Here is a 22,611-nt window from a genome sequence, read left to right as displayed (position 1 = left end):
AACGGATCCTCAACTCATCGCCAAGGAGACAGGCGTAGTGCTAGGTATAGACCCCTTCAAGCAAATGGCCGTCAAACGTCCGGGGCTCCGGCATGTCTGACGCACTTTGGGCTGCCCGCCTGGGCGATGCGCTGGAACACACCTCGATGATGGCCGACATCCTCGGTGGTGTGCTCGAAGTAGCCGCGAACATCGCCATCACGGCCCTGGCCACCGCCGCCGTGGTGGCCGCCACGGGCATCACCGTCGCCACTGGCGGGCTCGGTTGCTTCCTGCTTGGCGCGGTGGTCGGTGCAGTGGTGGGCATCGCCATGAGCAAGACCGGGGCCGACAAAGGCTTGAGCAATTTATGCGAGGGCATCGGCAACGCCCTCTTTCCGCCCACGGTGCAGGCCAATATCCTCACTGGCGCCACCGACACCCTGACCAACAACATTCCCGCCGCCCGCGCCGCCGGGGCCATCGAGTCCCATGTCGCGCCCGCCGGCACCGAACTCGAGGAGCCGCAGCCCGAGCCCAGCTACCTGGACATGGCCGAGAGCTTCTTCTCGCAGATGTGGCGCCCCACGGTCGCCACGCCCGCGCCCGGCGCCGTGCCCAAGCCGCTGGACATGATCACCTGCCTGAAGCATCCGCCAATGCCGCCGCAGTTTTTGGCCGAAGGCTCGGACAAGGTCACCATCAACGGCCAGCCCGCCGTGCGCAGCGGTGACCGCAGTACTTGCGACGCCAAGGTTGTGTCATCGGGGCTGATTTCCCCTGACGTGACCATCGGCGGCGGTACCGTGGTGGTGCGCGAGATCCGCAGCGGCAAGACGCCGGGCGTGGGGCTGGCGGTCACGGCGCTGCTGATGATCAAGGGCGGCAAGGGCAAGTTCTTCAGCAAGCTGCCGTGCATGCTGGCCGGTGCAGCGGCGTCGATGGCGGTCAGCAGCGCGATGGGCGCGGCAGCCAACGCGGCCATGGGTTCGTCGAACCCGGTGCACGCCGCCACCGGGGCCAAGGTGCTGGGGCGCGATGAAGAGCTGGACTTCGTCCTGCCGGGCATCCTGCCGATCGACTGGCAGCGTTTCTACAACAGCCGCGACGAGCGCCGTGAAGGGCTGTTCGGCGTCGGCTGGAGCGTGAGCTACGAGGTGCAGGTCGAGATCCGTCCCCACCCTGACGGCGGCGAAACCCTGATCTACACCGCCGAACAGGCCCGCCCTATCGACATGGGCACGATCCCCTCGGGCGGCGCGGTGTTCAGCGCCGGCGAAGGCCTCGCCGTGCGCCGGCACGTCAACGGACAGTTGTTGATCGAAAGCGACGACGGCCTGTACCGCCTGTTCGAGCCGACCCCGGGCCGGGCCGCGCTTCTGCGCCTGAGCCAACTGGGTGACCGCAACGACAACCGCATCCACCTCGACTATGACGACACCGGGCGCCTGGTGCGACTGCGCGACACCTTCGATCTGGTGCAGGTCGAACTGATCCGCGAAGGCGAGCGTGTCACCCGCATCGAGCGCCTCTACCCCGACCAGTCGCGGGACGTGTTGGTCAGCTACGGCTACGACGCGACCAACAACCTCGCCGAAGTACGCGATGCCACCGGCCAGGTGCAACGGCGCTTCCGCTACGACGCCGGGCGGCGGATGGTGGAGCACCAACTGCCCACCAGCCTGCGCTGCTTCTACGAATGGGCGCTGATCGACGACCAGGAATGGCGCGTAATCCGGCACTGGACCGACGAAGGCGACGCCTATCAGTTCGACTATGACCTGGCGGCCGGTACCACGTGCATCACCGACAGCTTGCAACGCACCAGCACCCGTCACTGGAACAACCAGCACCAGATCATCCGCTCGACCGACAACCTCGGCCAGACCTGGCTGTTCGAGTGGAACGACGAACGCCAGTTGCTCAGCGCCACCGACCCACAAGGCGGACGCTATGGGTACAGCTACGACGAGGCCGGCAACCTGATCGGCGAAACCGATCCACTGGGCCGCAGCAACACCACCCTGTGGCTGGAACACTGGGCCCTGCCACTGACCGACACCGACGCCGCCGGCCACAGCTGGACGTACCGCTACGATCAGCGCGGCAACTGCATCACCGAAACCGACCCGTTGGGCCACGTCACCCGCTACCGCTACGACGCCCACGGCCAAGTCATCGAGATCATCGACGCCACTGGCAAGCGCAAGAAGCTGCGCTGGAACCCGTTCGGGCAACTCGTCGAGCACATCGATTGCTCAGGCTACCCGACGCGCTTCAGCTACGACTCGCGCGGCTATTTGCAAACCATCACCGACGCCCTCGGCGAACGCACCCAGTTCAGCTACGACGCCCAAGGCCGCTTGCTCGGTAGCCAACTGCCGGACGGCCGCAGCGAGCTTTACCAGCGCGACGTCGCCGGCCAGTTGACTGGCTACACCGACCCGGCCGGACACACCACGCTCTACCAACACAACCGCCGTGGCCAGGTGCGCCAACGTACCGATGCCCAAGGCCGACAGGTGCAGTTTGCGTACGACAGCTATGGACGACTGCAAGCCCTGGTCAATGAGAATGGGGAAAGCTATCGGTTTGCCTGGGATGCTGGCGACCGATTGGCCGAACAACAGGATCTGGACGGCAGCGCCAAGCGCTACGCCTACGACCGACTAAACAACCTCGCGGCGGTGAAGGCCGTTCCGGCCCCTCACGGCACCGGCCTGGCAGTCGTCTCCGAAGCGCCTCAGCCGCCCATCGTCCATCGACTGGAGCGCGACGCCGTGGGTCGGCTGATCGCCAAAATCACCGACGATGGCCGCACCGAATACACCTATGACCCGCTGGAGCGGCTCATCGCGGTCACGTTCACCGACCGTCAGGGCTCTACCCGACGCCTGAGCTTCGCCTACGATGCCCTCGGCCAGTTGCTGACCGAAAACAGCGCCGCCGGCAGCTTGCAACACCGTTACGACGAACTCGGCAACCTGATCCAGGCTCAACTGCCCGATGGCCGCTGGATCAATCGCCTGTACTACGGCAGCGGTCACCTGCACCAGATCAACCTCGATGGCCAGGTCATCAGCGACTTCGAACGCGACCGCCTGCACCGCGAAGTGCTGCGCACCCAAGGGCAGATCAGCACCCGCAGCGAATATGACCGCAGCGGCCGCCTTCGCTCGCGCCAACGCCACCACACCGGCCAGCCTTCGCGGCTGCCGGCGGCGGTGCAAAAACACTTCGAATACGACCCCGCCGACAACCTGATCGGCAAACTCGACCAGCAACCGGCCGCACAGCACCGCCAACTGCTGCACTACGACGCCACCGGCCGCATCATCGCCAGCCAGGACAGCCTGCACGGCCAGCGCGAGGCCTTCGCCTACGACGCCGCCGCCAACCTGCTGGACGGCCCGCAAGCCGGCGCTGGCCTGGTGGTTCACAACAAGTTGCTGACGTATGAGGACAAGCGTTTCCGCTACGATGCCTTTGGCCGGATGATCGAAAAGCGCAGTGCCGCCCGCGGCCTGCAGCGCTTCGCCTACGACGCCGAAAGCCGCTTGATCGAAGTGCGCAACGAGAACGGCACCGTTGTGCGCATGACCTATGACCCGCTGGGCCGACGCATCGCCAAGATCGAACACGACACAAACGGCTACCCGCTGGGCGAAACCCACTTCACCTGGGACGGCCTGCGGCTGCTGCTGGAACATCGCCACCAGCAATCCAGCCTGTACCTTTACGAAGATAACGGCTACGAGCCCCTGGCCCGAGTAGACGGCACTGGCCCACTGCAAAAGGTCCGCTACTACCACAACGACCTCAACGGCCTGCCGGAACAACTCACCGAAGCCGATGGCCACAGCGCCTGGCAAGCGACCTATCGTGTGTGGGGCAAGACGCTGGAAGAGGTGCGCGAGCCGTATTACATCGAAGAGCAAAACCTGCGGTTCCAGGGGCAGTACCTGGACCGGGAGACGGGGCTGCATTTCAATACGTTCAGGTTTTATGATCCGGATGTCGGAAGGTTTACGACGCCGGATCCGATTGGGTTGGCGGGGGGACTCAATTTCTATGTCTACGCGCCAAACCCCGCCAGTTATGTCGATCCATTAGGCTTAAGCTGTTCAACGGCGAAAGGCTTCGCCAGAAAAAACACGATCACTAAAAGATGGGTTGGGAAACTGTCCGGTAAAACCCCCGCCGATGTCGATGGATACCTGACAGCCCGAGGCTGGACAAAAACCTATCCCCAGGCAGGCAGACCTGATGCTATCCAACACGTTCAATATGTTCGAACCACAAAATCCGGAGCCACCTACAAACTTGACTACCATCCAGGTGGTAGCCCCACCCAGCCCAATATTCACGGCAATGACTATTGGAAAGTGTACAAATCCAACAAAGCCGGAGAAGATGTCGTATTCGGCCGAATCGGCCATGGCGACTTTAAAAATTACGACCTTATCAAAGACTCCCCTGTCTATGTAAACGGCACACTGATGAATGGATCATAAAATGATTGATTTTAGGGCAGAGATAAAATCAAAACATTCCGCAGCCAATATCTTGCTTGGGGAAAATATTTCAACCTATGCCAATGAGCTGTATGAAAAATACAAAGTCGAAGTAAAACTCTACAACCTGCCCGATAACGAAACGAGAACAGCGTACGTGGTGGATAACACCATCACAATCTCGACACTTCCCGACGGAACAATTTTCTCCATTGGTTGCAATACCCACTACAAGGGACTGTATAGAGATGCACTTTCCACAGGCATGTCATTTGGCCAAATAAAAAATCTTACGGGGCGCCAAAGAATCTTCAACGGCTCACTTATCCTCGATGAGGACTTCGGCTTTTCTTACGTATTACCTTCCCCCTATGATGAAATCGCTGACAGCATTGAAGATATACCGCCAGACTTGAGGCTAGATGAAATTTATATCTCTGACTTTTCTTCATGGCTTGGTGGTCAACAATAATGTTAGCGACATCATTACTTTACTGACCTTTACGGTAGCGGGCAGACCGCACAGCGATTAGAGGCCACGACTATGTCAGCAGAGCTCATACTGTCTTTTGAAGACAAGCATCGGTTGCGACCTAGGTGGACGGAAGAAGACGGCAAATTCTCAGATTAGTAAAGGACGCCCGGGGGCTAAATGGACCTGTTCAACGTTATTTCCTACAAACTCGAAAACTTCCTGAACGCCCGCCCTCGTGCCTCAGTGAAGATCTTCCGGGCGTACGCCACCGAAATTGTCCTGTTATCTCACTGACACAAACACTATCAATGCCACCGCCCTCCACTCTGGCACGCGTAAGTTCATCTCGCTACAGTCGTCCCTGGAACAAACATCCATTATTCATAGAAAAGGATTTCCATGAAAAAACTGACTGACTTGAAACTTCTATCCGCCTTGTTAGTTCTCTACAGCGTGCCGGCCGCTCATTCATGGGCGGCGGATGTAGCACCCAGTGCTATCGTATTTGCCGCCAGCCCGAAGTACCCCTCCAGCGAAAAATCCGAAAACGATGAGGCCGAATCGGCCAGCGATACGGCGTCCCGCTCCCGCTGGCTGATCGACGCACAGTACACCAGCATCGCCGAGTTCCGTGCGCAATCAGGAGGGCCTGCCGCGGTGCCTGTCATGATCAACGGCAACTTGACCCGGTCAGGTCAGGCCAGCGAGCGTTCTTATATCAAGACGGTCTTGCAGAACAAACTGAACAATAGCTATGACTACGGCCTGGGCAATCATGACTACGACTTCAATGTCGAAAGTTGCGCCAGTTGTGCGGCCGGAAGTGTCGACGACTTCAAAGAACGCTACTGGGGAAAAGCCCGGAACATGGACTTGTCGGCCAGGGCTTCAGGCCTGACGAAAACCTGGTATGGAAGCCTGGCCTACGCCAGGGATTTTGGGGATGTGCACCTGGTTCAATTGCATAACCAACCCACCTATTCGGTGAATTTTTCCACCCACGCCGTGTTCAATACCACCGCCTACGAAATTACCGCGTCCCTCGATTGGCTGGAGCGCGACCTGCAACAGGCGCGCTCTCAGGGAAAAATCATTCTGTTGAGCCTGAACCAGCCGTTCCGCTGGCCAGTCCCGGTGGCTGAGATCACCCGTTTCAAGCAATTGATCGAGGATCATGGCGTGACCGCTGTATTTTCCGTCGACGGGAACAACAAGCCCGGGGCCCATCCGCCCAACTACACCTACGGCGACGTGCCTTTGTTCACCAGCGGCTCGGCTGTCCGGAAAACCTGGCTGCATGCCAAGCTCTCCGACGACAGGAAACACCTGACCGTGCACATCATTGCCGACAACGACTGGCGCAATCCTGTCGCCAGTCACACCGTTGAGGTCCGGTAGCCTTTCAAGCGGCGTCAAAGGGGGTGCCCATTGGCGTCGTCCGCCGCGGCTGGACGGCTATACTCGACAAGTCAATTGATCTGGATCATGACTTGTTACATCCGCTACACCATTCGACCCTTGCGCCCAACGCGACCAAAGGTCGCACCCTTGAGCTAGAGCGACAGGCGTATCATTGCGCCACTGCAACACCCCTTTGTGACCGTGGTCGGCACGTACTGGCCTTGGCACTTTTCCACTGCCGTGGGATGCATTTTGATGAGTAATCAGATTCCGGTACATGACGTCACCCCGCCTGCCAAGGACGCGAACAAAAGCGTCGACCTGTACGCCTCTCGGGAAAAAATCTACACCCGTGCCTTCACCGGCCTGTTCCGCAACCTGCGGATGGTGGGTGGAGCGGTCCTGTTCCTGCTGTACTTCGGTACGGTCTGGTTGAACTGGGGCGGCCACCAGGCCGTCTGGTGGAACCTGCCTGAACGCAAATTCTTTATTTTTGGCGCGACTTTCTGGCCCCAGGACTTCATCCTGCTGTCCGGGCTGCTGATCATTGCCGCCTTCGGGCTGTTTTTCATCACCGTCTATGCCGGGCGAGTCTGGTGCGGCTATACCTGTCCGCAAAGCGTGTGGACCTGGATCTTCATGTGGTGCGAGAAGGTCACCGAGGGTGACCGCAACCAACGCATCAAGCTCGACAAGGCGCCCATGGGAGCCAACAAGTTCCTGCGCAAGTTCGCCAAGCACAGCCTCTGGCTGCTGATCGGCTTCGTCACCGGCATGACCTTCGTCGGTTACTTCACACCGATCCGCGAGCTGGTGTTCGAGTTCTTCACCGGCCAGGCCGACGGCTGGTCGTATTTCTGGGTCGGTTTCTTCACGCTCGCCACCTACGGCAACGCAGGCTGGCTGCGCGAACAAGTGTGTATCTACATGTGTCCTTACGCCCGCTTCCAGAGCGTGATGTTCGACAAGGATACCCTGATCGTATCCTACGATCCGCGTCGCGGCGAAAGCCGTGGCCCGCGCAAGAAAGGCGTCGACTACAAGGCCCTGGGCCTGGGCGATTGCATCGACTGCACCATGTGCGTCCAGGTCTGCCCGACCGGGATCGACATCCGCGATGGCCTGCAGATCGAGTGCATCGGCTGCGCGGCCTGCATCGATGCCTGCGACAACATCATGGACAAGATGGATTACCCCCGCGGCCTGATCAGCTACACCACCGAACACAACCTGTCCGGGCAAAAAACCCATAAACTGCGTCCGCGGCTGATCGGCTACGCCCTGGTGCTGCTGGCCATGATCAGCTTGCTGGTCGCGGCGTTCTTCATGCGCTCGCTGGTGGGTTTCGACGTCAGCAAGGACCGCGTGCTGTACCGCGAAAACGCCGAGGGGCGGATCGAGAACGTCTACAGCCTGAAGATCATGAACAAGGACCAGCGTGACCACACCTACGTCCTGGAAGCTGCCGGCCTGCCCGACCTGAAGCTGCAAGGCCGCAGGGAAATCAAGGTCGCGGCCGGCGAGATCTTCAGCCAGCCGGTCGAATTGTCCAGCGCACCGGAGCAATTGCCATCGAGCACCAACGAGGTGACCTTCATCCTCAAGGATGCCGATGACGAAAGCGTTCACGTCGAAGCCAAGAGCCGATTCATCGGCCCACAAACTCGTTGAGAGAACTGAACATGCCTGCAGCAACCGCCACCAGCCCTTGGTACAAGCACCTCTGGCCGTGGATCATTATCGGGATCCTGACCTGTTCGGTGACACTGAGCCTGACGATGGTGACCATTGCGGTGAAAAACCCGGACAACCTGGTCAACGACAACTATTACGAGGCCGGCAAGGGCATCAACCGTTCGCTGGAGCGCGAATTGCTGGCCCAGACCCTGCAACTGCATGCCAACGTGCAACTGGACGACGTCACCGGCGAAGTGAACCTGCACCTGAACGGCAACAGCCGCCCGCAGACGCTGGCATTGAGCCTGATCTCCCCGACCCAACCGGAGAAGGACCGCAAGATCGTCCTGACCCGCAATGACAGCGAACCCGGTCGCTACGTCGGCCAACTGGCGGACAAGATCGAAGGCCGACGCTTTGTCGAATTGCTGGGGGTGGAGAACGACAAGACCTGGCGGTTGTTCGAAGAAGAACAGGTCAACCATGGCCAGGACATCCTGCTGGGCGATGAACCGCTGCAAGGCGCCGAAGACCTGAAGAAGTAAATCGCCTCTGGGTGGCGGGGTCGCGAAGCGGCCCCGTTCTTCGTCTGACCGGCTCATCCGACTACGACTGCTGCGCAGCCGAGCGGGAACAAGCCCGCCTCGCCACAACAGCGCCCATAAACCCGCAAACGCCCCAGCCATAAAGGCCTTCATGCGACAACCATGACCACTCCCCAGCCCTGCTACCACTGCGCCCTGCCCGTCCCTCCCGGCAGCCGCTTCACCGCCGTTGTCCTGGGTGAAACCCGCGAGATGTGCTGCCCGGGTTGCCAGGCGGTGGCCGAGGCGATTGTCGCAGGCGGCCTGGAGAGCTATTACCAGCACCGCAGCGAAGCGTCGGCCAACCCCGAAACCCTGCCGGTGCAGTTGACCGATGAGCTGGCGCTGTACGATCGCCCGGATGTGCAGCAGTCGTTCGTGCACCATGAAGGCGAGCTGGCCGAAACCACCCTGTTGATGGAAGGTATCAGTTGCGCCGCCTGCGGCTGGTTGATCGAAAAGCAACTGCGCAGCCTGCCGGCGGTGGCCGAGGCGCGGCTGAACCTGTCCAATCATCGCCTGCATGTGCGCTGGGCCGACGCTCAATTGCCACTGAGCACGCTGCTGGCCCAATTGCGCCAGATCGGCTACGTCGCTCATCCGTACCAGGCCGACCAGGCCAGCGAGCAGCTGGCGGCCCAGAATCGCCTGGCCCTGCGCCAGTTGGGCGTGGCCGGGCTGCTGTGGTTCCAGGCGATGATGGCGACCATGGCCACCTGGCCGGAATTCAACATCGACCTGAGCCCGGAGATGCACACCATCCTGCGCTGGGTGGCCCTGTTCCTCACCACGCCCATCGTCTTCTATAGCTGTGCGCCCTTCTTCAAGGGCGCGATGCGCGACCTGCGCACCCGGCACCTGACCATGGACGTCTCGGTGTCCCTGGCCATCGGCAGTGCCTACATCGCCGGGATCTGGACATCGATCACCGGTGCCGGCGAGCTGTATTTCGATGCCGTGGGCATGTTCGCCCTGTTCCTGCTGGCCGGCCGTTACCTGGAGCGCCGGGCTCGGGAACGCACGGCCGCGGCCACCGCGCAACTGGTCAACCTGTTGCCGGCCTCGTGCCTGCGTCTGGCGGATGACGGCCAGAGCGAACGGATCCTGCTCAGTGAGTTGCGCAACGGCGACCGGGTGCTGGTGCATCCAGGGGCGGTGCTGCCGGCCGACGGCAGGATCCTGGAGGGCCAATCCAGCATCGATGAGTCGCTGCTGACCGGCGAATACCTACCCCAGCCACGCCAGGCGGGCGATGTGGTCACAGCAGGCACGCTCAACGTCGAAGGCGCCCTGACGGTGGAAGTGCTGGCGCTCGGCCAGGACACCCGCCTGTCGGCCATCGTGCGCCTGCTGGAGCGGGCCCAGGCCGAGAAACCGCGGCTGGCGGAGATCGCCGACCGCGCCGCCCAGTGGTTCTTGCTGTTCTCCCTGGTCGCCGCAGCGGCGATCGGCTTGCTGTGGTGGCAACTGGACGCGGCCCGGGCCTTCTGGATCGTGTTGGCGATGCTGGTCGCCACCTGCCCTTGCGCGCTGTCCCTCGCCACGCCGACGGCGCTCACCGCCGCCACCGGCACCCTGCACAAGCTCGGCTTGCTGTTGACCCGCGGCCATGTGCTGGAGGGCCTGAACCAGATCGACACGGTGATTTTCGACAAGACCGGCACGCTCACCGAAGGTCGCCTGGCGTTGCGTGCCATCCGACCGCTGGCCGCCCTCGACAGCGACCAATGCCTTGCCCTGGCCGCGGCCCTGGAAAATCGCTCCGAGCACCCCATCGCCCGGGCCTTCGGCCGCGCCCCCGTGGCCGCCGAGCACGTCCAAAGCACTCCCGGGCTGGGGCTGGAAGGCCTGGTGGAAGAGCGACGCCTGCGCATCGGCCAACCCGGTTTCGTCTGCCAATTGAGCGGCGCAACCGTACCGACGATGCCGGACGAACCCGGGCAATGGCTGTTGCTGGGCGATGCCGGCGGGCCGCTGGCCTGGTTCGTCCTGGACGACCGCCTGCGCGCCGATGCCCCGGCCCTGCTGGCCGCCTGCCAGGCCAGGGGGTGGCGGACACTGCTGTTGTCGGGCGACAGTTCGCCGATGGTGGCCAGTGTCGCCGCCGACCTGGGCATCGACGAGGCGCGGGGCGGCCTGCGTCCGGACGACAAACTGGCCGTGTTGCAGCAGTTGCACCAGCAGGGCCGCAAGGTGCTGATGCTCGGCGACGGGGTCAACGACGTGCCGGTGCTGGCGGCAGCGGACATCAGCGTTGCCATGGGTTCGGCCACCGACCTTGCCAAGACCAGCGCCGACGCCGTGCTGCTGTCCAACCGCCTCGACGCCCTGGTCCACGCCTTCAACCTGGCCCGACGCACCCGCCGGGTAATCATCGAGAACCTGGTGTGGGCAGGCCTGTACAATGGCCTCATGTTGCCGTTCGCCGCCCTCGGCTGGATTACGCCGGTGTGGGCGGCGGTCGGCATGTCCATCAGTTCGTTGACCGTGGTGTTGAACGCGCTCAGGCTGACCCGTCAGCCGCGCACGCCAGTGTTCGACACCACGCCCGATACCCGCCCGCTGCCGGCCTGAGCCGCGCGGGCATGGAGTTCCCAGATGCCAGCTCTCTACGTGATGATCCCGGCCGCGCTGCTGATCGTGGCCATCGCCGTGTACATTTTCTTCTGGGCCGTGGACAGCGGGCAGTACGATGACCTCGACGGCCCGGCCCACAGCATCCTGTTCGACGACCAGGACCCTAATCACCAGGCCGCGGTGGATGAAGCCGACGGCCAGGCCCGCGGGCCGGACGACAAGGCCCCGCCCCATGCATGACCTGGCACCCTTGCTGGTTTCGGCGGTGATCCTCGGCCTGCTGGGTGGCGGCCATTGCCTGGGCATGTGCGGCGGCCTGATGGGCGCCCTGACCCTGGCGATCCCCAAGCAACAGCGCAGCCGGCGCTTGCGGCTGCTACTGGCCTACAACCTGGGACGGATCCTGAGCTATGCCTGCGCCGGCCTGTTGATCGGGCTGGCCGGCTGGGCCGTGGCCAACAGCCCGGCGGCGATGTTCATGCGGATACTGGCCGGCCTGCTGCTGATCGTCATGGGCCTGTACCTGGCGGGCTGGTGGAGCGGCCTGACCCGCATCGAAGGCCTGGGCCGCGGCTTGTGGCGGTACATCCAACCCGTCGCCAACCGCCTGCTGCCGGTGTCGAGCCTGCCCCGGGCCTTGTTGCTCGGCGCGCTGTGGGGCTGGCTGCCTTGCGGACTGGTCTACAGCACCCTGCTGTGGTCCGCCAGCCAGGGCAATGCGCTGGACAGCGCCCTGCTGATGCTGGCTTTCGGTCTCGGGACCTGGCCGGTGCTGCTCGCCACCGGCCTGGCCGCCGAACGCATCACTGCCCTGCTGCGCAAACGCAGCGTGCGCATGGCCGGCGGCTTGCTGGTGATACTTTTCGGCCTCTGGACACTGCCAGGGCCGCACCAGCATTGGCTCATGGGGCATTGACAGGGATTCCCCGCCCCCCCCCTGTGGGAGCGGGCTTGCTCGCGAAAGCGGTCTATCTGTTTCGGTAATGTTGGATGTACCGCAGCCTTCGCGAGCAAGCCCGCTCCCACAGAGGACGTGCAGCGGTCCTTGCCGGCCGCCCCCGTTGATGCAAATCAACACGCCCCGCCGTCCGCCCCCCTAGACTCCGCCCATGCCAGCCTATCCGGGGAACGCCCGCATGCTCGACGCCATTCGTTGGGACTCAGACCTGATCCGCCGCTACGACCTGGCGGGACCGCGCTACACCTCGTACCCGACTGCGGCGCAGTTCGGCAGCCAGGTGGGCACCTTCGACCTGCTCCACGCCCTGCGTGACAGCCGCAAGGCCCTGCGACCACTGTCGCTGTATGTGCATGTGCCGTTCTGCGCGAACATTTGCTACTACTGCGCCTGCAACAAAGTCATCACCAAGGACCGGGGCCGTGCCCACGCCTACCTGCAACGCCTGGAGCAGGAAATCCAACTGATCGGCTGCCACCTGGACCCGGCCCAGCGGGTGGAGCAGTTGCACTTGGGCGGTGGCACCCCGACCTTCCTCAGTCACGACGAACTGCGCCAACTGATGGGCAAGCTGCGCAAGCACCTGAACCTGCTGGACGACGATTCGGGCGACTACGGCATCGAAATCGATCCCCGGGAAGCCGACTGGTCGACCATGGGGCTGTTGCGAGAGCTGGGTTTCAACCGGGTCAGCGTCGGCCTGCAAGACCTCGACCCCGCCGTGCAACGCGCGGTCAACCGCCTGCAAAGCCTGGACGAAACCCGCGCCGTGATCGAAGCCGCGCGCACCTTGCAGTTCCGTTCGATCAACATCGACCTGATCTACGGCCTGCCCAAGCAGACCCCGGAAAACTTTGCCCGCACCGTCGAAGAAGTCATCCACCTGCAACCGGACCGTCTGTCGGTGTTCAACTATGCCCACCTGCCGGAACGCTTCATGCCCCAACGGCGCATCAACGGCCAGGACCTGCCCAACCCGGAGCAGAAACTGGCGATGCTGCAAGGCACCATCGAACAACTGACCGCCGCCGGCTACCGCTACATCGGCATGGACCACTTCGCCCTGCCCGACGACGACCTGGCGATCGCTCAGGAAGAAGCCACCCTGCAACGCAACTTCCAGGGCTACACCACCCACGGCCACTGCGACCTGATCGGCCTCGGCGTATCGGCCATCAGCCAGATCGGCGACGTGTATTGCCAGAACAGCAGCGACCTGGCCCATTACCAGAACACCCTCGCCGACGGCCAACTGGCGACCAGCCGCGGGTTGATCTGCAACGCCGACGATCGCCTGCGACGCGCGGTGATCCAGCAGTTGATCTGCCATTTCGACCTGGCCTTCGCCGACATCGAGCACGCCTTCGGCATCGATTTTCGCGCCTACTTCGCACCGCTGTGGCCGCAATTGCTCAGCATGGCGCAGGACGGCCTGATCGAACTCGACGACCACCACATCGCCGTGCTGCCCGCCGGACGCCTGCTGGTGCGCGCCGTGTGCATGGTCTTTGACGCCTATCTGGAGCAGCACACCCGACAAAGATTCTCCCGCGTCATCTAAGCGCGACAATTTGACGGTAAAACCACACTGGCCCAACCCCCTGTGCTGGGGTACCCTTACGGCCTATGTGTGTTTTCCCACAAGGATTTAAGAAATGTCCGAGCCAGTCAAACTGCGCGCCCACAACCAGGCTCATTGCAAGGATTGCAGCCTGGCCCCCCTCTGCCTGCCACTTTCGTTGAACCTGGAGGACATGGACGCGCTGGACGAGATCGTTAAACGGGGACGCCCGTTGAAAAAAGGAGAATTCCTGTTCCGCCAGGGCGACACCTTCGATTCCGTCTACGCCGTGCGCTCGGGCGCCTTGAAAACCTTCAACCTGAGCGATGGGGGCGAAGAACAGCTCACCGGTTTCCACCTGCCCAGCGAGCTGGTCGGCCTGTCAGGCATGGACACCGAGACCCACCCGGTTTCGGCCCAGGCGCTGGAAACCACTTCGGTGTGCGAAATCCCGTTCGAACGCCTCGACGAACTGGCGCTGCAATTGCCGCAGTTGCGTCGCCAGTTGATGCGGGTGATGAGCCGGGAAATCCGCGACGACCAGCAGATGATGCTGCTGCTCTCGAAAAAAACCGCCGACGAGCGCATCGCCACGTTCCTGGTGAACCTCTCCGCACGCTTTCGCGCCCGGGGCTTTTCGGCCAACCAGTTCCGCCTGAGCATGTCGCGCAACGAAATCGGCAACTACCTGGGCCTGGCGGTGGAAACCGTGTCCCGGGTCTTCACCCGCTTCCAGCAGAACGAATTGATTGCCGCCGAAGGCAAGGAAATTCACATCCTCGACCCGATCCAGCTGTGCGCCCTGGCCGGCGGCTCGATCGACGGTTGATGGACGAGCGCGGCTGAGGGATTACCCCAGCCGCGCTATACTGCCGCGTTTGCAGCCCTGCCAGGACACTTCGACGATGGTCTTCGATTCCTTCGACATCAAATCCCTGATCCGCCCCGTGATCGACTTCCCCAAGCCAGGCGTGATCTTTCGCGACATTACCCCGCTGTTCCAGTCCCCGACCGCCCTGCGCCTGGTGATGGACAGCTTCGCCCACCGCTATGTCGAGGCGGAGTTCACCCATATCGGTGCGATGGACGCGCGCGGTTTCCTGATCGGCTCGATCCTGGCCTATCAACTGAACAAACCGCTGGTGCTGTTTCGCAAGCAAGGCAAGCTGCCAGCGGACGTGCTGGCCGAGGGTTACCAGACCGAATACGGCGAAGCCTTCCTGGAAGTGCACGCCGACAGCCTGTGCGAAGGGGACTCGGTGGTGATGTTCGATGACCTGATCGCTACCGGCGGCACGCTGATCGCCGCCGCCAACCTGATCCGCCGCATGGGCGCCAAGGTCCACGAGGCGGCAGCGATCATTGACCTGCCGGAACTGCTGGGCTCCCAGCGCCTGGAAGACATGGGCATCCCGACGTATTGCCTGACGCAATTTTCCCTGAGCGAACGCTAACCGACTGTGGGAGCGGGCTTGTTCGCGAAAGTGGTGTGTCTGCCAGATAAATGTGGCTGATCCACCGCTTTCGCGAGCAAGCCCGCTCCCACAGGGGTTTTCGGGTGCTTGTCAGAGGGTAATCGGCTTGCGCCCGGCAAACGAGTGCGCCAGCGTCCCGCCGTCCACCAACTCAAGCTCCCCGCCCAGCGGCACGCCATGGGCGATGCGAGAGGCGATGAGGCCCTTGTTGTTCAGCAGTTGGGCGATGTAATGGGCGGTGGCCTCGCCTTCGACCGTCGGGTTGGTGGCGAGGATGACTTCGGTGAAGGTACCTGCCTCGTCGATGCGCGCGATCAATTGGGGAATGCCGATGGCTTCCGGTCCCAGGCCATCGAGCGGCGACAAATGCCCCTTGAGCACGAAATAGCGCCCGCGGAACCCGGTCTGCTCCACCGCGTACACATCCATCGGCCCTTCCACGACGCATAACAGGCTGTCGTCCCGGCGCGAATCGGCGCATTGCGGGCACAGGTCATCTTCGGTGAGGGTGCGGCACAAACGGCAATGCCCGACCCCCTCCATGGCCTGGGCCAGGGCCTGGGCCAAACGCAAACCGCCACTGCGATCACGCTCGAGCAATTGCAACGCCATGCGCTGGGCAGTTTTCTGACCTACACCCGGCAAGGTTCGCAGGGCATCGATCAGTTGGCGAATCAAAGGGCTGAAGCTCATCGAGGAAATGTCCGACATGACAACGAGACGCGGTTTATACCCGCGCCTCCGATTAGCGTCAAATACTCAATCCTGAGCGACCCGTACCACCAACTTGCCGAAGTTGCGCCCTTCCAGCAGGCCGATGAAAGCTTGCGGCGCATTTTCCAGGCCATCGACCACGTCTTCGCGGAACTTGACCTTGCCATCCCGGACCCAGGGCGCCATGGCGCTGATGAACTCCGGCTGTCGGTCACCGTAGTCGTCGAACACGATGAAGCCCTGCATCCGCACGCGCTTGGTCAGCAACGTTCGCTGCAATTGCGGCAAGCGATCCGGGCCACTGGGCGGCTGATGTTCATTGTAGGAAGCGATCAGGCCACAGAGTGGGATCCGTGCCTTGGCGTTGAGCAGTGGCACCACGGCGTCGAAAACCTTGCCGCCGACATTCTCGTAATAGATGTCGATGCCCTTGTCGCAGGCCTGGGCCAGTTCTTCAGCAAAATGTTCGCTGCGGTGATCGATACAGGCGTCGAACCCGAGCTCGTCGACCACGTACTTGCATTTCTCATCACCGCCGGCCACGCCGACCACACGCAGGCCCTTGATCTTCGCCACCTGGCCGACCACCGAACCGACGGCACCCGAGGCTGCCGCCACCACCAGGGTTTCCCCGGCCTTGGGTTGGCCGATGTCCATCAGTCCCATGTAGGCGGTCATGCCTGGCATGCCCAACACGCCCAGGGCCATCGACGGACTGGGCAGCCCGGACGGGACAGGGATCACGTCGCGTCCGTCGCTGATGCTGTGGCTCTGCCAGCCCGTGGCCCCGACCACCAGGTCGCCCTCCTGGAATTTCGGATGCCGCGAACGCTCCACGCGACTGACCGCCCCACCCGTCATCACCTCGTCGATTTGCACCGGCGCCGCGTAGGAAGGCGCATCGCTCATTCGCCCACGCATGTAGGGGTCCAGGGACAGGAACAGGGTCTTGAGCAAGATTTGTCCGTCCGCCAGGTCAGGCAACGTCACTTGCTCGATGCGAAAGTTCTCCGCCGTGGGAGCCCCCTTGGGACGGGACGCGAGGACGATGCGCTGGTTGGAGGTCGATGCTTGTGACATGGAAGCGTCTCCTTGATCGTTGAGTGAACAGTTATAGGGAGCAGACCATTACCGGGGGGGCGGCGTTCGATGTTTGTTCGCAGGGCCCCATTCGCGAGCAGGCTCGCGCCCACAACGGTGCCCGCTGCGCAGCAGAAACAAAAATGCCAGGCGCGATGCCTGGCATTGTGTGTAGCCCATCCCGAACGGGATGGCGAATCAGAACGGCAGTTTCATGCCCGGTGGCAGTTGCATGCCAGCGGTCATGCCGGACATCTTGTCCTGGCTGTTGGCTTCGATCTTGCGCACCGCGTCGTTCACGGCAGCGGCGAACAGCGCTTCGAGCATTTCCTTGTCATCTTCGCTCAGGCCTTCGACCACGCTCGGGTCGATGCTGACGCGCTTGATGTCATGGCGGCCGGTCATGACCACGGTCACCATGTCGCCGCCGGACTTGCCGGTGACTTCGGCGTTGGCCAGCTCTTCCTGCATCTTGGCCATTTTTTCCTGCATCTGCTGCGCCTGCTTCATCAGGCCGGCCATGCCACCTTTCATCATGGGAATCACCTCGAAAGTACTTGGGTAAACAAAGCGCCGGCCCATTCGGCCCGACGCCCTCAGTTATGAGCCCTGGGTGACCGGGGCCTCGACAGGTTCGATAGTATCGTGACGCACCACCGCGCCGAACTGTTGCATCATCTGCTGGATGAACGGATCACCGTGGATCGACTCCTCGGCCTCGCGCTGACGGTCGGCACGGCGACGGGACGCGGCCTGGGCCGGGGTTTCCTGCTCAGGCTTGATCAGCTCGATGCTCAGCGTCAGGGTGCGCTGGTGGTACTGGTTCAACGCCTCGTTCAGGCGACGCTGTTGGGTGGCGTTGAACAATGCGCTGTGGGCCGGGTCCAGGTGCAGCAACCAGTGGTCCCCTTCCACGGAAATCAACGTGCAGTTGGCGGCGATGCTGCCGGTCATGCCGGTGATCGGCAGTTTCGGGAACAGCTCCAGCCATTGCAAGGCCAGACCGGTGGCCGGCATCGCCGCCGGTTCCGGTTCCGGCTCGGGAGCCGGTTCGGCGGCATGCTCGCTGGCCAGGTCGTCCAGGTAGCTGTAGGCCGAGTCCAGGTCCGGTTCAATATAGTCTTCGTCCAGCGGCGGTTCGTCATCCAGGTCCATGCCCGGCGTGGCGATCGCGACGTCGGCCACTGTCGGCTCCGGCACCGGGGCGGCGACCCACTCGGGCGCCTCGGGCACCACGCTGTCGGGCGTCGGCAAGGGCATCGGCGGCAACTCGGGCTGCTCGGCGACGGTTTCCAGTACGGGCTCCACCGCTGGCTGCTGGACGATGGGCGGCTCGACCGGGTCGTTCCAGGGCAAATCGACCACCGCCTCGGCGACTGGCTCGGGTTCGGCCTCGGGCACTTTCTCAGGCTCGGGCGCGGCAGGTGCGACGGCCGGCGCCAAGACCGGCTCTGCCACAAGTGCCGGCGCTGGCGGAGCAGAAGCCACTGCCGGCGCAACGACGGGCGCGGCAGCCACTGGCTTGGCGGAATCAGCTGTGGCCTGGCTGATCCCCACTGGCTTTAGCAGTTGCCTCGGGGCGTCCGCCGTGTCGGCCGGGCGGAACGCGAGCATCCGCAGCAGGACCATTTCGAAGCCACCGCGCGGGTCCGGCGCCAGGGGCAGATCGCGCCGACCGATCAGGCCCATCTGGTAGTAGAACTGCACGTCTTCGGCCGGCAGCGCCTGGGCCAGCGCCAGCACCCGGTCACGGTCGCCGTGGCCGTTGTCGACGCCCTCGGGCAAGGCCTGGGCGATGGCGACCCGGTGCAGCACGTTGAGGATTTCCGAAAGCACGCCATTCCAGTCCGGGCCTTGCTCGGCCAAGTGACGCACAGCTTCGAGCAGAGCCTTGGCATCGCCTTCGATCAGCGCCTGCAACACGTCATAGACCTGGCCATGATCGAGGGTGCCGAGCATGGCCCGCACATCGGCCGCCATGACCTTGCCCTCGCCGAACGCGATGGCCTGGTCGGTCAGGCTCATGGCATCGCGCATCGAGCCATCGGCGGCGCGACCGAGCAGCCACAATGCATCGTCTTCGAAAGGCACGTTCTCCACGCCCAGGACGTGGGTCAAGTGCTCGACCACCCGCTCCGGGGTCATGTTCTTCAAGGAGAACTGCAGGCAACGGGACAGGATCGTCGCAGGAAGTTTCTGCGGGTCGGTGGTCGCCAGGATGAACTTGACGTAGGGCGGCGGCTCTTCGAGGGTCTTGAGCAACGCGTTGAAGGAATGACTGGAGAGCATGTGCACTTCGTCGATCAGGTAGACCTTGAAGCGCCCACGGCTCGGGGCGTACTGCACGTTATCGAGCAGCTCGCGGGTGTCCTCGACCTTGGTACGACTGGCGGCGTCGATCTCGATCAGGTCGACGAAACGGCCTTCGTCGATTTCCCGGCAGACCGAACACTCGCCACACGGGGTCGAAGTGATACCGGCTTCACAGTTCAGGCATTTGGCGATGATCCGCGCGATCGTGGTCTTGCCCACGCCACGGGTTCCGGTAAACAGGTAGGCGTGGTGCAGCCGCTGGCTGTCCAAGGCATTGATCAGAGCCTTGAGCACATGGGTCTGGCCGACCATTTCGCGGAACGAGCGCGGACGCCATTTACGTGCAAGAACCTGATAACTCATCGAAAACCGTCGCAACGAAGGAACATAAGCGGCTAATGCTAGCGGAGCAGGGGCGAAATTGCATCCGGTGCGCTCGTCTAATATGTCTAAGCTTGGGTCTGGGGCTCGGTTGTCGACACGGTTTGGCTTGGTCAGGAGAGTTTATGCGCACAGCCATGGGGGCTTTGCTGTTGCTGGGGACCAGTTGTCTGGCAGAAGAAGTACCCTTGCGTATCGCCATCACCGACGGCTGGGCCATGCCCATGGTGCAGATCGAACGCGGCCGGCCGACCCAGGGCATATTGCCCGACATCCTGCTCAGCCTGGCCACCCAGGTCGGCATGCCGGCCGAATTTCACGTGCTGTCCCGCGCCCGACTGGACGGCGCCATGAAAAACGGTGAAACCGATTTGCGCTGTTATGTCACCCCGGAATGGGTGCATGACGACAGTCGCAATTATCTCTGGAGCATCCCGTTGTTCTTCCAGCGCGACCTGCTCGTCGGCCCCCCAGGCGGCCCCGAGGGCGTGGTACCGGCGCGACTGGAACCGCAACCCATCGGCACCGTGCTCAGTTATTCCTACCCAACCTTGCAACCGCTGTTCGACAGCGGCCAGCTAAGGCGAGACGACGCCCGCAGCCAGGATCAGGTGCTGGCGAAACTGCTGGCCGGGCGGTATCGCTACGCGGTGAGCAACCAATGGGCGCTGGACTGGTTCAATCAACGGCACGCCGCCGACCGGCAATTGCAGGAGGTAGCAGTGCTCCAGGAGCGGGAACTGAGCTGTTATGTGCGCAACGATCCGACAATCCCCGCCCAACGCATCCTGCGTACCCTGTTGAAAATGAAACTGTCAGGGGAAATCGACACGATCATCCAGCTCTACACCGGTCGCAACGTGGAGTCGGCGAGCGACACCCGATCGCCTTGACCGTCCGACCGCTGCCGCCATTGCGTCGGAGGAATGAAGCTCGTCACCCAGCCCGGTACCCGTTCGGCCGGCATGGGCCGGGCAATGAAATACCCCTGGGCGACCTCGCAGCCCAGGCGCAACAGCAGTTGCCCATGTTCGAGGCTGTCCAGCCCCTCGGCCACGACCTCGCGACCAAACGCCCGGGCCAGGCCGATCACCGCTTCGGTCAGCGCCAGGTCATCCTGGTCATGCAGGATGTCGCGGACGAACGCCTTGTCGATCTTGATGGTTTGCGTGCGTAAGCGCTTGAGGTCATTGAGCGAACAAAAACCGGTGCCGAAGCCGCCCAGTGAAAACTTCACGCCCAGTGCCTGGCAGGCCTGGAGGCAGGCGCTGACATGGACGAGGTTTTCCACGGCGACGGACTCGACGATCTGCAGGTCCAGCAGGCGCGGCGACACCGCCGGATATCGCTCCAGCACCTGCCGCAGCCGCTCGACGAAGTCCGCTCGCTGGAAATGCCGGGCCGAGATATTGATGCTCACCGGCCACCCCTGCCCCGCTTGCTGCCACTGCTGCAGTTGGGTCAGGACCTGCCCCATGACCCACTCGCCGATCTCGACGATCAGGTCGGTTTCCTCCACCAGCGGCAGGAACTCCCCAGGCGGCACCAGGCCCCGTTGCGGATGCTTCCAGCGCAGCAGCGCCTCCAGGCCGACCACGGTGCCACTGCGCATGTTGACCTTGGGCTGGAAGTGCAGGCGCAACTCATCGTTCACCAGTGCCTGCCGTACCCGCTCGACCGTTTGATAGGTGGCGCGCACTTCCTTGTCGCGGGATACATCGAACAGGTGGAAACGGTTGCGGCCGCTTTGCTTGGCCACGTACATCGCCTGGTCGGCGTGGCGCAACAAGGTCTCGGCGTCTTCGTCATCCCACGGGAACAGCGTGACGCCGATGCTGGCGAAGACCTTGACGCTCTTGCCATCAATGGAATAGGGCATGGAAACGGCGATCAACACCCGGTTCAACGCCGCGTTCAGTTCATCGATGCCGCGCACATGGCGCAACACCAGTACAAATTCATCCCCAGCCAGCCGCGCGACCACGTCCTCGCCACGCACAATACTGCGCAGGCGCCGGGCGACCTCCACCAACAGTTGATCGCCACTGGCATGGCCATGCCCATCGTTGACGGCCTTGAACCCATCGAGATCGAGCATGCAGACCGCCAGGGGCAGGTTTTCCGCCCGGGAAAACGCCAGGGCCTGGTCCAGCAGTTCGGAAAGGTAGGTGCGATTGGGCAGGCCTGTCAGCACGTCATGGCCGACTCGCCATTGCAACGAGTGCAGCAGTCGGCGCTTTTCGCTGACGTCGAAGCGAATCGCCAGGTAGCGCTCGATCTGCCCGGTATCGTCGTCGATCACCGGCACCAGGGTGGTATCGACCCAATGCAACGTACCGTCCTTGGCCCGGTTGCAGATCTCGCCTTTCCAGACCTGCCCCAGGGTAATGGTGCGCCACATGGCACTGAAGAACTCGTCAGGGTGCTGGCCGGAATTGAGCAGGCGATGGTTCGCCCCCAGCAGCTCCTCACGCGAATAGCCGAACAGTTGGCAGAACGGCTCGTTGACGTAGGTAATGCGCCCGCTCAAATCGGTTTCGGAGAAAATCGCGGCAGCGTCAACGGCTCTGCGGTACTTCTTATCCATCGAAGCAGTCATCCATGAGTCAGGCTCATTTGGCGCGCGCGGTTGCCGCCCTCGCAGAGGCGAAAATCAACTAGGCTCAAAGACCTTGAGGTAAGCTGGATCCGGGCCCTGGCAGCACGATCCGGAGGACCAACCCCCATACCGTTGGTCACGAGCTGACGTGCATGGCGGATTCTTTTCGCGCATGCCGACCTCTGCAACAGGTCACCAAATGCCCATACCAAAGGCCGATTCTACGAAACACATCACATTTTGCAAAGCAAGGTGATGAATCATGCGGTTGCCTAATGCAAAAATCTATCGTTAAGTTCTTGATTCTAAATGGGAATTAAGCG

The 22,611-nt window shown here is 62.6% G+C and carries 17 protein-coding genes; 12 read left to right on the top strand and 5 right to left on the bottom strand.

Translation table 11 applies throughout. From position 1 onward, the window contains the following. Positions 1-92: 92 nt before the first annotated feature. From AD664_RS21560 to AD664_RS21510, 11 genes are all read left to right on the top strand, one after another. On the top strand, positions 93-4,493 hold the full coding sequence (locus AD664_RS21560) for an RHS repeat-associated core domain-containing protein (RefSeq protein WP_256207124.1): 4,401 nt from the start codon (positions 93-95) through the stop codon (positions 4,491-4,493). Between the two features lies 1 nt (position 4,494). Further along, entirely contained in the window at positions 4,495-4,965 is a 471-nt protein-coding gene (locus AD664_RS21555) for a hypothetical protein (protein ID WP_053149545.1), read from the top strand. A gap of 402 nt (positions 4,966-5,367) precedes the next feature. Further along, positions 5,368-6,366, top strand: a complete 999-nt coding sequence (locus AD664_RS21550) for a phosphoesterase (protein ID WP_053149540.1) — start codon at positions 5,368-5,370, stop codon at positions 6,364-6,366. Between the two features lie 258 nt (positions 6,367-6,624). Continuing rightward, complete coding sequence (ccoG, locus tag AD664_RS21545; protein ID WP_042728025.1) at positions 6,625-8,040, top strand: cytochrome c oxidase accessory protein CcoG; 1,416 nt, start codon at positions 6,625-6,627, stop codon at positions 8,038-8,040. Between the two features lie 11 nt (positions 8,041-8,051). Then, positions 8,052-8,591, top strand: coding sequence for a FixH family protein (locus tag AD664_RS21540; RefSeq protein ID WP_042728026.1), 540 nt, complete (start codon positions 8,052-8,054; stop codon positions 8,589-8,591). Positions 8,592-8,753: 162 nt separating this feature from the next. Further along, a complete protein-coding gene (locus AD664_RS21535; protein ID WP_053149537.1) occupies positions 8,754-11,204 on the top strand; it encodes a heavy metal translocating P-type ATPase in 2,451 nt (816 codons plus the stop codon). Between the two features lie 24 nt (positions 11,205-11,228). Then, complete coding sequence (ccoS, locus tag AD664_RS21530) at positions 11,229-11,447, top strand: cbb3-type cytochrome oxidase assembly protein CcoS (RefSeq protein WP_042728028.1); 219 nt, start codon at positions 11,229-11,231, stop codon at positions 11,445-11,447. Continuing rightward, positions 11,440-12,123 (top strand): sulfite exporter TauE/SafE family protein, encoded by a 684-nt coding sequence (locus tag AD664_RS21525; RefSeq protein ID WP_053149534.1) that lies wholly within the window; start codon positions 11,440-11,442, stop codon positions 12,121-12,123. The genes ccoS and AD664_RS21525 overlap by 8 nt, the downstream gene beginning before the upstream one ends. A gap of 220 nt (positions 12,124-12,343) precedes the next feature. Then, positions 12,344-13,726: an oxygen-independent coproporphyrinogen III oxidase gene (hemN, locus tag AD664_RS21520; protein WP_053149531.1), complete on the top strand. Its 1,383-nt coding sequence runs from the start codon at positions 12,344-12,346 to the stop codon at positions 13,724-13,726. Between the two features lie 94 nt (positions 13,727-13,820). Then, positions 13,821-14,555 (top strand): fumarate/nitrate reduction transcriptional regulator Fnr, encoded by a 735-nt coding sequence (gene fnr, locus AD664_RS21515; protein ID WP_053149529.1) that lies wholly within the window; start codon positions 13,821-13,823, stop codon positions 14,553-14,555. 76 nt (positions 14,556-14,631) lie between these two features. Next, positions 14,632-15,180: an adenine phosphoribosyltransferase gene (locus AD664_RS21510; RefSeq protein WP_053149526.1), complete on the top strand. Its 549-nt coding sequence runs from the start codon at positions 14,632-14,634 to the stop codon at positions 15,178-15,180. Between the two features lie 111 nt (positions 15,181-15,291). Here the strand turns inward: AD664_RS21510 and recR are convergent, their stop codons facing one another. The 4 genes from recR to dnaX form a co-directional block, all read right to left on the bottom strand. After that, a complete protein-coding gene (recR, locus tag AD664_RS21505) occupies positions 15,292-15,894 on the bottom strand; it encodes a recombination mediator RecR (protein WP_053149567.1) in 603 nt (200 codons plus the stop codon). A 66-nt stretch (positions 15,895-15,960) separates the two neighbouring features. Further along, positions 15,961-16,995, bottom strand: coding sequence for an NADP-dependent oxidoreductase (locus AD664_RS21500; RefSeq protein WP_053149523.1), 1,035 nt, complete (start codon positions 16,993-16,995; stop codon positions 15,961-15,963). Between the two features lie 198 nt (positions 16,996-17,193). After that, a complete protein-coding gene (locus tag AD664_RS21495) occupies positions 17,194-17,532 on the bottom strand; it encodes a YbaB/EbfC family nucleoid-associated protein (RefSeq protein WP_003183512.1) in 339 nt (112 codons plus the stop codon). 63 nt (positions 17,533-17,595) lie between these two features. After that, complete coding sequence (dnaX, locus tag AD664_RS21490; protein ID WP_053149520.1) at positions 17,596-19,671, bottom strand: DNA polymerase III subunit gamma/tau; 2,076 nt, start codon at positions 19,669-19,671, stop codon at positions 17,596-17,598. 143 nt (positions 19,672-19,814) lie between these two features. Between dnaX and AD664_RS21485 the strand changes: the two genes are divergently transcribed. Further along, positions 19,815-20,582 carry an ABC transporter substrate-binding protein gene (locus AD664_RS21485; RefSeq protein ID WP_053149516.1) on the top strand — a complete coding sequence of 256 codons (768 nt, stop codon included), beginning with the start codon at positions 19,815-19,817 and terminating at the stop codon, positions 20,580-20,582. Here AD664_RS21485 and AD664_RS21480 read toward each other — a convergent pair. Beyond that, positions 20,534-22,276: a bifunctional diguanylate cyclase/phosphodiesterase gene (locus AD664_RS21480; protein ID WP_053149513.1), complete on the bottom strand. Its 1,743-nt coding sequence runs from the start codon at positions 22,274-22,276 to the stop codon at positions 20,534-20,536. The two genes, AD664_RS21485 and AD664_RS21480, sit on opposite strands and share 49 nt — an antisense overlap. Between the last annotated feature and the right edge of the window lie 335 nt (positions 22,277-22,611).

The organism is Pseudomonas sp. P97.38 (genome assembly GCF_001269745.1).
In the GTDB taxonomy this organism is placed as follows: Bacteria; Pseudomonadota; Gammaproteobacteria; order Pseudomonadales; family Pseudomonadaceae; genus Aquipseudomonas; species Aquipseudomonas chlororaphis_E.
Note: the sequence above shows the minus strand (reverse complement) of the source record. Positions and strands in the feature narration are given on the sequence as shown.

Bases quoted from the DNA above. Each gene is read 5' to 3' on its own strand.
- AD664_RS21525 (WP_053149534.1), top strand. From the start codon at position 11,440: ATGCATGACCTGGCACCCTTGCTGGTTTCGGCGGTGATCCTCGGCCTG.
- AD664_RS21500 (WP_053149523.1), bottom strand. From the start codon at position 16,995: ATGTCACAAGCATCGACCTCCAACCAGCGCATCGTCCTCGCGTCCCGT.
- AD664_RS21550 (WP_053149540.1), top strand. From the start codon at position 5,368: ATGAAAAAACTGACTGACTTGAAACTTCTATCCGCCTTGTTAGTTCTC.
- AD664_RS21535 (WP_053149537.1), top strand. From the start codon at position 8,754: ATGACCACTCCCCAGCCCTGCTACCACTGCGCCCTGCCCGTCCCTCCC.
- AD664_RS21510 (WP_053149526.1), top strand. From the start codon at position 14,632: ATGGTCTTCGATTCCTTCGACATCAAATCCCTGATCCGCCCCGTGATC.
- AD664_RS21495 (WP_003183512.1), bottom strand. From the start codon at position 17,532: ATGATGAAAGGTGGCATGGCCGGCCTGATGAAGCAGGCGCAGCAGATG.
- ccoS (WP_042728028.1), top strand. From the start codon at position 11,229: ATGCCAGCTCTCTACGTGATGATCCCGGCCGCGCTGCTGATCGTGGCC.
- ccoG (WP_042728025.1), top strand. From the start codon at position 6,625: ATGAGTAATCAGATTCCGGTACATGACGTCACCCCGCCTGCCAAGGAC.
- AD664_RS21480 (WP_053149513.1), bottom strand. From the start codon at position 22,276: ATGGATAAGAAGTACCGCAGAGCCGTTGACGCTGCCGCGATTTTCTCC.
- AD664_RS21485 (WP_053149516.1), top strand. From the start codon at position 19,815: ATGCGCACAGCCATGGGGGCTTTGCTGTTGCTGGGGACCAGTTGTCTG.
- fnr (WP_053149529.1), top strand. From the start codon at position 13,821: ATGTCCGAGCCAGTCAAACTGCGCGCCCACAACCAGGCTCATTGCAAG.
- hemN (WP_053149531.1), top strand. From the start codon at position 12,344: ATGCTCGACGCCATTCGTTGGGACTCAGACCTGATCCGCCGCTACGAC.
- recR (WP_053149567.1), bottom strand. From the start codon at position 15,894: ATGAGCTTCAGCCCTTTGATTCGCCAACTGATCGATGCCCTGCGAACC.
- AD664_RS21540 (WP_042728026.1), top strand. From the start codon at position 8,052: ATGCCTGCAGCAACCGCCACCAGCCCTTGGTACAAGCACCTCTGGCCG.
- AD664_RS21560 (WP_256207124.1), top strand. From the start codon at position 93: ATGTCTGACGCACTTTGGGCTGCCCGCCTGGGCGATGCGCTGGAACAC.
- dnaX (WP_053149520.1), bottom strand. From the start codon at position 19,671: ATGAGTTATCAGGTTCTTGCACGTAAATGGCGTCCGCGCTCGTTCCGC.
- AD664_RS21555 (WP_053149545.1), top strand. From the start codon at position 4,495: ATGATTGATTTTAGGGCAGAGATAAAATCAAAACATTCCGCAGCCAAT.